Annotated in this window: 8 protein-coding genes and 1 pseudogene; 4 read left to right on the top strand and 5 right to left on the bottom strand. The window is 34.4% G+C overall.

What is annotated here, in order from left to right; all coding sequences use genetic code 11:
• Positions 1–1,486 (top strand): 5-methyltetrahydropteroyltriglutamate--homocysteine S-methyltransferase (gene metE / locus SFT90_06415; protein ID MDX1950113.1); only part of this gene is annotated, 1,486 nt, incomplete at its 5' end.
• Between the two features lie 396 nt (positions 1,487–1,882).
• Here the strand turns inward: metE and rho are convergent.
• Positions 1,883–3,160, bottom strand: a pseudogene (gene rho, locus SFT90_06410) (transcription termination factor Rho).
• A gap of 945 nt (positions 3,161–4,105) precedes the next feature.
• Here rho and SFT90_06405 point away from each other — a divergent pair.
• The gene (locus tag SFT90_06405; protein ID MDX1950112.1) at positions 4,106–4,714 is read left to right on the top strand and encodes a DedA family protein; all 609 of its coding nucleotides are present in this window, start codon (positions 4,106–4,108) and stop codon (positions 4,712–4,714) included.
• Between the two features lie 318 nt (positions 4,715–5,032).
• The gene (locus SFT90_06400) at positions 5,033–6,088 is read left to right on the top strand and encodes an NAD(P)/FAD-dependent oxidoreductase (GenBank protein MDX1950111.1); all 1,056 of its coding nucleotides are present in this window, start codon (positions 5,033–5,035) and stop codon (positions 6,086–6,088) included.
• Here SFT90_06400 and SFT90_06395 read toward each other — a convergent pair whose 3' ends face one another.
• From SFT90_06395 to dnaG, 4 genes are all read right to left on the bottom strand, one after another.
• Positions 6,089–7,306, bottom strand: coding sequence for an anthranilate synthase component I family protein (locus tag SFT90_06395; GenBank protein ID MDX1950110.1), 1,218 nt, complete (start codon positions 7,304–7,306; stop codon positions 6,089–6,091). It lies immediately after the preceding gene.
• Positions 7,299–9,134 carry a peptidoglycan DD-metalloendopeptidase family protein gene (locus SFT90_06390; GenBank protein ID MDX1950109.1) on the bottom strand — a complete coding sequence of 612 codons (1,836 nt, stop codon included), beginning with the start codon at positions 9,132–9,134 and terminating at the stop codon, positions 7,299–7,301. The genes SFT90_06395 and SFT90_06390 overlap by 8 nt, the downstream gene beginning before the upstream one ends.
• A gap of 288 nt (positions 9,135–9,422) precedes the next feature.
• Positions 9,423–11,729 (bottom strand): RNA polymerase sigma factor RpoD, encoded by a 2,307-nt coding sequence (gene rpoD / locus SFT90_06385; GenBank protein ID MDX1950108.1) that lies wholly within the window; start codon positions 11,727–11,729, stop codon positions 9,423–9,425.
• Between the two features lie 14 nt (positions 11,730–11,743).
• Positions 11,744–13,579 carry a DNA primase gene (gene dnaG, locus SFT90_06380; protein MDX1950107.1) on the bottom strand — a complete coding sequence of 612 codons (1,836 nt, stop codon included), beginning with the start codon at positions 13,577–13,579 and terminating at the stop codon, positions 11,744–11,746.
• A gap of 74 nt (positions 13,580–13,653) precedes the next feature.
• On the opposite strand from dnaG, the gene SFT90_06375 reads away from it, so the two are divergent.
• Positions 13,654–13,911 (top strand): iron-sulfur cluster assembly accessory protein (locus tag SFT90_06375; protein ID MDX1950106.1); only part of this gene is annotated, 258 nt, incomplete at its 3' end.

The following is a 13,911-nucleotide window of genomic DNA, read 5'->3' as shown; positions in this document are numbered from 1 at the left end:
TCTTGCGAAACTACCTGCGGATAAAACTCTTTCAATCGGTGTGGTTGATGGTAGAAATATCTGGAAAAACAATTTTTCTAAATCTACAATTTTAATTGACAAAGCTATCGCAACACTTGGTAAAGATAGGGTTGTAATAGCGCCATCTTGCTCATTACTGCACACGCCAGTTGATTTAGCGAATGAGAAAAAGCTTGATACAGAAATTAAAAATTGGCTCGCATTTGCAACGCAAAAACTTTCTGAAATTGTTATCCTCACTAAATATGCAAATGAAGGCACAAATGCTGTAGCAAAAGAATTTGAGGAAAATAAAAAAGCAAATCAATCTCGTGAAACTTCAACAAAAATTCACAATCAAGAAGTTAAGAAAAGGGTTGAATCTATTAAAGATGCTGACACTCGCAGAAATTCTCCGTTTGATGCAAGAATTGCAAAACAGCAAAAACAATTTGGCTTTCCATTACTTCCTACAACTACTATTGGCTCTTTCCCTCAAACAGAAGATGTTCGTCAGGCTCGTGCCAAGTTCAAAAAAGGTGAGTTGACAGAAGCTCAATATGAAAAATTCTTGGAAGAAAAAACCATCGCTTGCGTTAAATATCAAGATGAAATTGGCATTGATGTTCCAGTTCACGGCGAGTTTGAAAGAAATGATATGGTGGAATATTTCGGTGAACAGCTTAATGGATTTACTTTTACGGAAAATGGTTGGGTGCAATCTTATGGTTCTCGTTGCGTTAAACCGCCAGTTATATTCGGTGATGTTTCTCGCCCTGCACCAATGACTGTTCGTTGGAGTAAATTTGCACAAGAGCAAACTAAAAACCCAATGAAAGGAATGTTGACAGGACCAGTTACAATCCTGCAATGGTCTTTCGTTCGTGATGATCAGGCTCGTGAGCTTACTTGTAAGCAAATTGCCCTTGCAATTCGTGATGAAGTGAAAGATTTAGAAAAAGCAAATATCAAAATCATTCAAATTGATGAGCCAGCTATTCGTGAAGGCTTACCTTTAAGAGATGCTGATAAAAACCAATATTTAAGATGGGCTGTTGAGTCCTTCCGTATTTCCTCAAGCGGCATTGATGATACAACGCAAATCCACACTCATATGTGCTATTCTGAGTTTAATGACATTATTGATCACATTGCGGATATGGACGCTGATGTTATTTCAATTGAAACTTCTCGTTCTCAGATGGAGTTGCTTGATGCTTTCGTTGAGTTCAAGTATCCAAACCAAATTGGGCCTGGTGTATATGATATTCACTCACCTCGTGTTCCGAAATCTCGTGAGATGGAATATTTGCTTGATAAAGCTCTTAAAGTTTTAACGCCAGAGCAAATCTGGGTGAATCCTGATTGCGGTTTGAAAACTCGTGGCTGGCCTGAAACAAAAGCAGCACTTGAAGAAATGGTTAATGCGACTAAAGAAACTCGTAAAAAACTTGAAAATCAAGGTAAAAAAGCCGCTAACGCTTAGTATTCTGAGACCTTATTCTTTAGAATTAAAAAGCCCTCTTTTGAGGGCTTTTTTTTGAGCTTTTTTGCATTAAAATTCAATAACAATAATTGGAAAACGCCTTGTTTTTACTTTATATTGTCACCCCTCATTTATTGCGGGGTTAACCATAAAACACTCTTAAAACCTAGCTTAGAAAAACTTTTAACCATTAACCCCATTACAATTTGAGATAAAGAACTTAAATCTACACTTACCTAACAATAATATGATATGTAAGAAGCTAAAATTGCAAAGTTTTACCAACAACTAATCATCATTATCTTTTTTAGATGAAATGCTTGATTTTCTACCACTTGTAGAAGAATTAGCACCGCCGCCAACCCTTTCAACAACAGGGCCGGAGTTCATTGTAGAGAAGAAATCATCATTTGATTTTGAGCCTTTGATTTTATCCATCAAAAATTCCATCGCATCAATCGCCCCCATTGGGGAGATAATCTTGCGTAATATCCAGATTTTCTGCATTTCACCATCTTCATATAAAAGTTCCTCGTGGCGAGTGCCAGATTTGAGAATATCAATTGCTGGGAAGATTCTTTTATCTGCAAGTTTTCTATCAAGCACAATTTCAGAGTTACCAGTTCCTTTGAATTCTTCAAAGATAACTTCATCCATTCTTGAGCCAGTATCAATAAGTGCAGTTGCGATAATGGTTAAACTTCCGCCGTTTTCAGTATTTCTAGCCGCACCGAAGAATCTTTTTGGGCGTTGTAAAGCGTTTGCATCAACACCACCAGTAAGCACCTTGCCAGATGAAGGCACAACTGTGTTATAAGCTCTTGCAAGCCTTGTGATGGAATCAAGTAAGATAACAACATCTTTGCCGTGTTCAACCATTCTGCGAGCTTTCTCAATAATAATTTCCGCAAGTTGCACGTGGCGAGTTGCCGGCTCATCAAAGGTTGAGCTAACAACTTCACCTTTAACGGTGCGGCTCATATCAGTAACTTCCTCAGGGCGTTCATCAATTAGAAGAACGATTAATTCAACCTCTGGGTGATTAGTTTCAATAGATTTTGCGATAGTTTGAAGTAGCACTGTTTTACCAGAACGCGGAGGGGCTACAATCAAGGCACGCTGACCTTTTCCAAGTGGGCAGATTAAGTCTATCACCCTTGCGGAGCTAGTATTTTTATCTGATTTTGGAAGCTCCATTTTGAGTTTTTTATCAGGATAAAGAGGCGTTAAATTGTCAAAATTTGTTTTTCTGCCAAGCCTGCCATTTAGATCAATATTATTAACTTTTATTATCTTTGTTAGTGCAAAATATCTCTCACGCATTTTCGGAGGACGCACTTCACCTTCAACAAAATCACCGGTTCTAAGAGAAAATCTTTTGATTTGATTTGGTGAAACATAAACATCGTCAGGGCCCGCACGATAATTATATTCCCTAGAACGCAAGAAGCCAAAGCCATCTGGCATAACTTCAAGCACACCTTCAAACACAACAATTCCATCTTGTTGATCCATCATCACGCGAAGCAAATGGAAAATAATTTCCTGCTTGAGCATAAAATTTGCACCTTCAATGCCAGCCTCTTTGGCAAGCTCTATAAGCTCTTCAGGGGATTTTCTTTTGAGATCTTTTACATAGAGCGTTGGCTTATTTTCATTTTCAACTCTTTTAATTGCATCATAATCTTCATCATCACTCGGCAGATAATCAGCTTTTACAAGCGTTGAAGCGCTTGCGCCAGCTACATAGTCATAGGCGTTTAACTCATCAGTCGGTATAGCTTTTGTTATATAATCATATTCACCAGCTGGTGATGAAGTATTTTGTGGCGTTTGCCTCTCGGGGTTTTCTTGAGCCTCAGATTCACCCCTGTAAGAATTTCTTTCAGGGTTTTGATTTTCAGAATAATCATCTCTTTGGTATCTTCTCTCATTTCTATCATTTCTTTCGTATCTATCACCTCTATCGGCTCTATCAGTTCTATCGCTTCTTTCATATCTATCAGATCTCTCTTGCCTATAGCCACCTCTATCATTTCTATCGCCTCTTTCTGCTCTATCAGCTCTGTCTGTTCTTTGTTCGTATCTATCGTTTCTGTCGTTTCTTCTTCTCGGGCTGTAACCTCTTCTAGGTTCATAGTTTGAGCCACCGCCACGCTTTTCATAGATGCTAACTTCCTCATTATTTTCTTGCCTTGAAGGGGCTTCCGAGTTGTTAGAAAATGTGCTAGTATCAGAATTATTTGTAGGTGAGAATAATTCTCCGTTATCAGCGTTTTCAGATGAAACACGAGGTTTGATTGTCAATTTTTCTTCGGTCATTTTAATTTTGATTGATTTATTTTGGTTGCAAGCCGTTAAAGAAACTTAAATACAAAAGAGAGGTATAAATTTGCTAAAATTGCTTACAGGGAATTCTAAAAGATAAATTTAGAAGATATTCACAAGATTTTGCGATATTTGACTCATTTTAACATTAATTTACTTGCTGTCAAAGGCTATTTTGCGAAAATTGAAATTTTACAAATTTATAAGTTTTATTTTTGAAAAAATATATTACAAAGATACATTTGAAAAAATTATCTCTAAATAAATATCTCTATAACCAGTTGAAATATAATGGATTTATCTAATATAACAGATTTTTTATTGAACCTTGTTGAGCATCTTGGCTATGTGGGGATTTTCTTTATGACGCTTGTAGAAAGTTCTTTCGTGCCAATTCCAGCCGAAGTTACGATGATTCCAGCTGGATATTTAGTTCATCAAGGTAAGATGAATTTTATGCTTGTTTATTTTTCTTCCGTGGCAGGCTCAGTTGCTGGGGGATATGTAAATTATTGGATAGCCTATCATTATGGTAGAAATTTATTTTTGAAATATCCAAAAATTTTTATGATGTCGCCAGATAAATTTGATAAAGTTGAGGAATATTTCAGAGATCACGGTGCAATTTCAGTTTTTACTGGCAGGTTACTTCCAGCAGTTAAGCATTATATTGGCTTTCCAGCAGGGTTAGCAAGAATGGACTTAAAAACTTATCTTTTTTATTGCATTTTAAGTGGTGCATTATGGATGGGGCTTCTTCTTGGGGTTGGCTATTTAGTTGGCGAACATAGGGAGCTTATCCAACAATATATTTTCTGGGTAAAAATTGGATTACTAAGTTTTGTAACAATTCTTGGCACAATTTATACCATAAGATTTTATAAAAAACGGAAGAGGTGAGATAGGTGTTAGGTTTGCTATTATTAGCTAAGTATAGATTTAAGCTCCATATTCTCCAATTGTCACCCCGCATTTATTGCGGGGTTAATGGTTAAAAGTGTTTTTAAGTCTAATCTTTGAGCGTGTTTTGCAATTAACCCCGCAATAAATGCGGGGTGACATTATTGAGGAAAACAGCAGGTAATTTAATAGAATCTATACTTACCCAACAATACCCCCTAGTTATCAGGGGTTAGGGATTTTCCTCCTATTTTATCCTCTCCCTGCAATCACAGGGAGAGGGAGATTTATTTATCGCTACTTAAAAAACATAAAATTATGACTCATAAAACTGATATATGCATTATAGGTGCGGGGCCAGTTGGCTTATTTGCAGCGTTTCAAGCGGGAATGCTTGGAATGAAATCTCACATTGTTGATGCCCTTGATTTTATTGGTGGGCAGTGCAACGCACTTTATCCAGAAAAACCTATTTATGATATTCCGGCTTATCCAGAAATTTCTGCTGAGGATTTAATCAAAAACCTTGAAAAGCAAGCAAGCCCTTTCTCGCCAACCTATCATTTGGGGCAACAGGTAGTTGGGGTTGATAGTAGTTGGTTGATAGTTGATGGTAATAATGAAAATCCATCAACCATAAACAATCAACCATCAACCTTTAAGATAACTACCTCCAATAACACAATTATTGAAGCAAAAGTTATAATAATCGCGGCAGGGTGTGGGGCTTTTGGCCCTAATAAACCGCCAATTTCTGGGCTTGAGGAGTTTGAGAAAACTGGCAAAGTTGCTTATATGGTGCGTAGTAAAAATGATTTTATTGATAAAAATGTAGTAATCGCAGGTGGTGGAGATTCCGCCGTTGACTGGGCAAATATCCTTTCATCAGTTGCTAAAAAAGTTTATGTAATTCACCGCAGAGATAAGTTTAGAGCCATTCCTGAATCAGTTTCGCAAATGAAAGATTGGGAGAAAAAGGGTAAGCTAGAATTTGTAATTCCTTATCAATTAGCTGGTTTGGAAGGTGAAAATGGTAGCCTTAAAAATGTTATAGTTGAAGATTTAGACAAAAATAAAAAGGCTATTTCTGCTGATAATTTACTATGTTTTTTTGGGCTTGCAATGGAGCTTGGGCCTATCGCAAATTGGGGTTTGAATTTGCATCATAGCCATATAATTGTTGAACCTCATAATATGCAAACCAATATTGAAGGCATTTATGCGGTTGGCGATATTTGTAATTATAAAGGCAAATTAAAGTTGATTTCCTGCGGGTTTGCAGAAGTTGCAATGGCTTGCCATTCTGCCTATGAAAGGGTTTTTGGTAAACCACTTCACTTTGAATATTCTACTTCTAAAGGCGTTCCGAAATAGTTAAATCCTCAAAATATCTTCCGTTAAACCAAGGGTTTTCGTGATTGCTGAGGCTTTTGTTATGGTTTCTTGCCATTCTGATTCAGGGTCTGAATCATATACAATTCCGCCACCAACTTGAAATTCAAACTTATTTCCTTGAATTATTATTGTTCTTATCACCACAGAAAATTGGCAATCTATATTTTTAGTTTCGTCATTTTGGTTAAAATAGCCAAGGATTCCGCTATAAATTCCGCGTTTTATATTTTCTAATTTTGAGCAAACTTCCATCGCAGAAATTTTTGGCGCACCAGTCATAGAACCCGGTGGAAAGGTTGCTTTTATTACATCTATAGCGTTTTTATTATCTTCCAAAATTCCAGAAATTGTTGAATACATATGCGAGATTGTTGAAAATTCCGAAATTGCAAATAAATCCTCAACTTTAACGCTACCAAACTTACAAACTCGCGATAAATCATTTCTCATTAAGTCAGTAATCATTAAATTTTCTGAAATATCTTTTTTACTTTCAGATAATTCTCTGCCTTGAGATGCACTTGCAGAGCCTTTTATGGGGCAGGTAATGATTTTATTATTTTTAGAATTAAAACTCAAAAATAATTCTGGACTAGCAGAAAGAACATAAGTTTCACCAGCTTTATAAAAAGCACTAAATGGGGCAGGGGAGTTTGAAATTAATCTAGCGAATATTGATAGTGGGTTAATTTTTTCAGCAAATTCACCAAAAAATTTTCTTGTTAAATTTGCCTGATAAATAACACCTTCTTCAATCAATTTTTTTATTTCTTTAATTTTATCAAGGTAAGAATTTTTACTCATATTTGATTGAAAATTCTTTATTTTCGGCGTTAAAAATTCTGCTGATATACTTCTAAAATATTCATCAAATTCTTCTTTGGAAAAAATATTTTTCTGCTGAAAATTTGAGAAAAATAATTCATCAGTTTCTAAAAAAGATTTTTCTTCTTCAATTAAGGTTTCAAGGCGATTTTTAAGCTCATATCCAAACCAACCGAATAGATTTTTCACCTGATTTTTTTGCGATAAAAAACTTTCTATTTTACGAAAATCATTATCTGAGATTTGGGATATTTCATTTGATAAAATAAAAGAATTTTCTTCGCTATAAGGAACTTTTTTACCAGTATGAATTATCGCAAAATTAGCATTTTTATTCAAATTTTCTGAGATAATATTATCTAAACTAACCATTTTTTCTAGCCGATAAAATTTGTTTAATGCGATTAACTTCCATTCTAAACCTTGTTAAATCTCTGCCGTATAGCCTTTTGCCAGAAGGTAAATCAGCTCTTATAGGGTCAATCGCTTTGCCATATTTTAGTGTTTCCAAATGTAAGTGTGGGCCGGTAGATCTGCCGGTGCTACCAACATAGCCAATAATTTCACCTTTGCTAACTTTCCGCCAGACTCTCATTCCGCTAGCAAATCTGCTCATATGGCCGTAAGCTGTTTGCCAAACGCCGTCATGTTTAATTCTGATATAATTTCCATAGCCACCATATCGGCCGATTTTAACGATAATTCCATCACCTGCTGCCGGAATTGGCGTTCCAGTTGGTGCGCCATAATCAACGCCAGCGTGGAATCTTCTGCCACCAAGCACTGGGTGCCTTCTATAGCCAAAGCCAGAAGTTAGGCGATATCTGCCATTGAGTGGGTTATTTGTAATAGATTTTTTAAGTGCGGTTGCGTTAATATCGTAGAATTCAAATAATTTTGCATTTCCTAAAACATCAAATGAAAAGGCTTCAGTTTTAATAATTCTGCCACTAACTTTAATATAAATTAATCTTCCTGAATCTATAACCTTTCCAGATTTATCTAAGATTTTTTCTGAAATAATTTCAACAATATCATTTGCACTTAGTTGGCTTGAAAGATCATATTTTTGAGATAATGCCCTAGTGATTTGAGCAATAACTTTACTCTGAACGCCATTATTTGAAGCCGATGCAATAAGGCTTCCACGAATTGTGAATTTTTTATATTCATACTTAGAAGTAACTTCTCTTTTGCCTTGAATTACTTGTATTTTGCCAAGTTTATCTCTCTGCACTTTAATAATTGTCAAGCCACTTGGAATTTGAAGAGAGATAAGGGTTCTTGAGGTTTTTGTTAGTTTTTCTGTAAAAATAAATTTTTGACCAAACTGAATTTTAGATGGGTTAAAATTTGCATCAACAATTAATATCTTGGATAAATTTAATATAAATGCGGCATCATAGCCCATTTTTGTAAAAATTGAGCTAAAACTATCGCCCCTTTTAACAATATATTCCCTATTAATAATGCCTTCAGTTGCGGTAATTAATTTAGGTGCTTGAGGCTTTTTGGTAAGTTTTACAGAAGATATTTTCTTTGGAAAAATCAAATTTTCTTTATCATCTTTTGAAATTTCCTCTTGGGTTTTAATTTGGATTGAAGCCAAAAATAATTTTGCAATTGGGTTGGAATCATGGCTGAAACTTAGTTTATCGCCAGCCTCACTGCTTGTTGCAAGAACTAATTCTTCTTTATTAAGGTTTATTAAATTATCTTGATTTCTAGGCTGAGGGTGAGATTCAGAAATATTTTCTTCCTTTTCCTTAACTGAGTTTTTCAGAAGAATTAATAATTTTTCTTTATTCTCTTTTTCTATTTGGCCATCAGATTCTTTTATAAGTTGTTCGGCTTCGTGCTTTGCTTTCGTTACTTCTTTTTTGTCTAAATCTTCTAAATTTTCACTTACATCTTTAGGTTTGATGGAAATTTCTTCATCAATTTTGCTAGGGTCTTGTTTTGCAATTTTTTGTCTAAATGGATTAGAGAAATTAATATCTTTATGATTAATTTGTGCATATTTCCCAAGAGCAATTTTCTTTATAGAACTTGGCTTTCCATTAACTGCACCGCGATAAATTTCTGATCTTAATTTTATGCTATATTTTGCAGGGGTAGGCAGGGAACTAGCTATTGAAGCGTAAGTAAAAACGCCAATAAAGCACAATAGAGTAATTATTTTTTTAGTAAATTTTATCAAAGATAATTTCTATAAAAATTATAAACCACAAGATGTTTATATTTATAGTTAAACTAAATAATTTACCAACAATAAATTGAGAAAAATATATAATGTTCAATAGCTGTATATTTTATTCAATTAAAAGTAAATTGTCACCCCGCACTTGTTGCGGGGTTAATTGCAAAACACACTCAAAAATTAGACTTAAAAACGCTTTCAACCATTAACCCCGCAATAAATGCGGGGTAACATTAGCGATTAAGATATTGAAATAAAAATTAGAATTGGAAAAATATTATAAAAATTTTACTCAGTAGAAAAGCCTTTTAATTTTTTAGCACGAGAAGGGTGTTTAAGTTTTCTTAGGGCTTTAGCTTCAATTTGCCTAATACGCTCACGAGTTACTGAGAATTGCTGCCCAACTTCTTCCAAAGTGTGATCGGTATTCATACCAATGCCGAATCTCATTCTTAAAACTCTTTCTTCCCTAGGGGTTAGTGAGGCTAGAATTTCAGTGGTTGCTTCCCTTAAATTTTCTTGAGTTGCAGCATCAATTGGTAGAACTGCATTTGCATCTTCAATGAAGTCACCAAGGAAGCTGCCATCATCATCACCAACTGGGGTTTCCATACTAACTGGCTCTTTCGCAATACGCATTACTTTTTTGATTTTATCAATCGGCATTGAAAGTTTTTTCGCAATTTCTTCTGGTGTTGGCTCTCTGCCAATATCAGCAAGCATTTGACGCGATGTGCGAACGATTTTATTAATCGTTTCAATCATATGCACTGGAATACGAATTGTTCTTGCTTGATCAGCGATTGAACGAGTTATCGCCTGCCTTATCCACCAAGTTGCATAGGTTGAAAATTTGTAACCTCTGCGATATTCAAATTTATCAACCGCTTTCATTAAGCCGATATTGCCTTCTTGAATTAAATCTAAAAATTGCAAACCACGATTTGTATATTTTTTCGCAATAGAAATAACTAAGCGTAGATTCGCTTCAATCATCTCTTTTTTAGCTTTTTTGGTATCAGTTTCGCTTTTTTGAACTTGCTGAACGATAGTTTTGAATTCAGAAATTTCAGTTCCCATTCTTTCAGCGATGGTTATAATTTCTTTTCTAACTCTGATTATTTTATCAGCATAAATATTTGCAAAATCTTGCCATTTTTTATCTTTGATTTCTCTAATATCATCAAGCCATTCAGGGTTAGTTTCATTGCCTTGATATTTATTTAAGAAATCTGCGAATGGAATTTTACATTTATCAGAAACTTCTTTAATTGAGCCTTCTAAACGAAGTAAATTTTGGTTTTCTTTGTATAATTCTTGAATGATTTTTACCTGGCTGGATTCACTTAGGAAAAGTTTTTTAATAATTTCAGCAAGTTCTGAAATTTGTTTCTTGTAATTGGCTTTATCCTTAGGGTTTGGTTTTTTGCCATCAAGGGCATTTCTTAGTAAATTTTCATGAAATTTTAAGCCTTTGCTACAAATTTCAATAGCATTTTCAAGCATTTCAATGATTTTTGGCTTTAATGTGTCTTCCATCGCAAGCAGGGAAACACTTGAGCCTAAATCGTCAAAATCATCACCAGCTTGGGCTGCTTGAGGGTTTTGTGTATCCTCACCTTCAGTGTTTTCTGTGTAAACTTCTTCTGGTTCTTCATTGGAAATGTTAAAGCCTTCGCTATCATCTTCACCAAGCACGATACCCATTTCACGAGCATAAGCTGTTTCAACATCAATAATATCTCTTAGTAAAATTTTTCCGCTAGTTAAATCATTATACCAAGAAATTACTGCACGCATTGCAAGCGGGCTTTCACATAGAACGCTGATTAGGCTATGTTTGCCTTCCTCAATTCTTTTGGCGATTTCAACTTCATCTTCACGAGAAAGCAAATCAACACTACCCATTTCACGCAAATACATTCTTACTGGGTCATCAGTGCGAGAGCCTGTTGACTTCTGTGTTTCAGTGGCTTGAGTTTCGGTGGCTTCAGGTGAGGCATCATCAGTGTAGATAATTTCCTCTTCAACTTCATCAGTTTCAAGAGCAACTTCAATATCATCTTCTAAGGCAGGCTTTTCAACGATTTTAACGCTTTTCTTAGCCATTTCCTCAATGATTTTTTCAATGAAGTTAGGATCAATAAAATCTTTTGGAATATGCTTATTAACCTCATCAATAGTGATAGCTTTTCTACCTTTTGAAATTGTGGTTAATTTTTTAATTGTTTCATCAACTACTTTTTTGAGATCAGCTTTTCTTTTCTTTTCCGCCTGAGAATCCCCTTTGAGTGGGGTTGTATCCATATTATCAAATTTATTTACACTAGATTTTTTATCTGAAATTTTTGTTTCTAGATTAATTTTTTTAGAAGTTTCTACTTTTTTTGGTGCTTCCTTTTTAGGTTTTTCAGCAGTTTTTGATTGCTTTATAGGCTTTGCAGATTTTACTGGTTTGATTAGCTTTTTTGCCTCTGTTTTTTTTGCGGTTTTAGAAACAATTTTTAAGTTGGGTTTTGGCTTGGATTTATTTTTTTGAACTGCCGATTTAGTATTTTTATTATTTTTAGCAGGTTTAGTTTTATTTTTTGCCATAGATATTTTTTAATTTATTCAAGGTTACATTTTTCCAAATAAATGGAAAGTTTCATATTTTTTTCTTGTTCTAATTTACTAATGCTTTGTTGAAGTTTAGTAAATTTATTATCAAAATCTTCCCCTTTTAAATTAGAATTAATATGGTTTTCTAATTCTATTTTTTCAAGGCTTATATAATATTCTGCAATCAAATATTCCCAGCATGAATTTGATTTATCAGGGTTATCAATATGCTTAAAATCTCTTTTTAGCGGGCATTTTTCCAAATAATCTATGGTGCTGAAAGAATTTTTTTCAGCAAGATGCTTCAAAAAAGCTATATTGGTTGCCACTTCTAATGGGAAATTTAAGCGAAAATCTATAAGCTCATCTAGCAAATTTTCAAGTAAATTATTGTTAAATTTAAGATTTGTTAAAAATTCTTCGTTTGAGCTGTGATAAAGCAACTCAGGGTTTTGCGAGGTAAGAAAAAGAATTTTCTCAGCAAATCCATTAACCACTTGATTTGCAAGGTTATTATTTTCTTCGCTTTTTGTTATTGGTTGCAGGGCAACAACATTTTTCGCTTTAGTGCCATAGATTAAATTTTTAACTCTATTTTTGAAATCATTAAGATAAAACTCCTTAACTATTGGGTTTTCAATAGATTTTGCAATTTTATATATTTTATCGGCAAATTCTGCTTTTTTCTCTGGGGTTGTAGGGTTCGCTTCTTTTAAGTTCAAATTCCATAAGAAATCACTTAAATTAGTAGCATTATCAATTATATTCTGCATTTTCTGAACGCCAAAATTTTTGATAATCTCATCAGGGTCTTTACCATCTTGCATAAAGGCAAACTTCATTGAGTAACCCGGCTCTAACTTGGTAATGAAATTCTCGGCGGTTTTTTTGCTAGCACGCAAGCCTGCACTATCGCCATCAAGGCAGAAAATCGGTTCTTTACAGATTTTCCACATATGTTCTAAATGAAACTCTGTAACGGCAGTTCCTAGCGGTGCAACAGCGTTTTCAAAGCCAGCTTGATGCATAGCTATAACATCCATATAGCCTTCAACTATAATTATTTGCTCTTTTTTATAGGCTTTATCACGAGCGAAATTATAGCCATAAAGCACATAAGATTTCTTGAAAAGCTCAGTTTCTGGGGAGTTTAGATATTTAGCAACATTATCATTTTTATCAATTATTCTGCCACCAAATGCGATAACTTTATTTTGGGAATCAAAAATTGGGAAAATAATTCTGCCCCTAAACCTATCGTAAGTTTGGCTTTTATCCTCACTTTCACCAATTAATCCGTTTTCTATTAAGATTGCGTTTTCAACGCCAAAATTATTCAAATATTTCTTTAAGCCATCTTTATTGTCAGGTGCGAAGCCTAAGCGAAATTTTTTAATGGTTTCATCGCTTAACCCTCTTTCTTTAAGGTATTTCCTAGCTTGTATGGCGTTTGAGTTTTGCAAATTTTCTTGAAACCACTTTGTTGCTAATTCCAAAATTTCATAAGAATCTTCAATTTTTTTATGCTTGATTTTATCTTGTTCAGAATATTTTGGTAGCTCCATTCCAGCATCTAAAGCAAGCTCTTTGATTGCCTCAGGATAAGAATAACCCTTATGATCCATCAGGAATTTTATTGCGTCGCCGTGCGCGCCGCAGCCAAAACAATGATAAAAACCCCTGCTATCACTTACTGAAAAAGAGGGTGTTTTTTCATTATGAAATGGGCAAAGCCCCTTAAATTCTTCCTTTCCCTTAGTTTTTAGAGGGACATATTTTGATACAACATCAACAACACTAACCCTGCTTTTTAGATTGTTTATGTAAGTTTTATCAAAGAACATTGTTTTAATTCTAATATTGAATTATAAAAAATAAATACTACTTTATTCGTTACTATCAATTTATAACTTTTATAATGACTTTCTCCGTTACAGAAAATGCAATAAAAAGAATTGCTTATCTTTTGCAAGATGAGCCAGAAAATTCTTTTTTAAGGATTCAAGTTGATGGTGGTGGTTGCAATGGCTTTCAGTATAAATTTGATTTTGATAGGAATCTCAACCCTGACGATAAAATTTTCGGCACAGAAAATGTGAAAATTGCGATTGATGAAACCTCACTTTCTATGCTTGAAGGCTCTCAGTTTGATTTTGTAGAAACTCTTACAGCCTCT

The sequence above is a fragment of the Rickettsiales bacterium genome (assembly GCA_033762595.1).
Classification (GTDB): domain Bacteria; phylum Pseudomonadota; class Alphaproteobacteria; order Rickettsiales; family UBA8987; genus JANPLD01.
The sequence above is the reverse complement of the archived record's forward strand: the minus strand, read 5'-3'. Positions and strand labels throughout refer to the sequence as shown.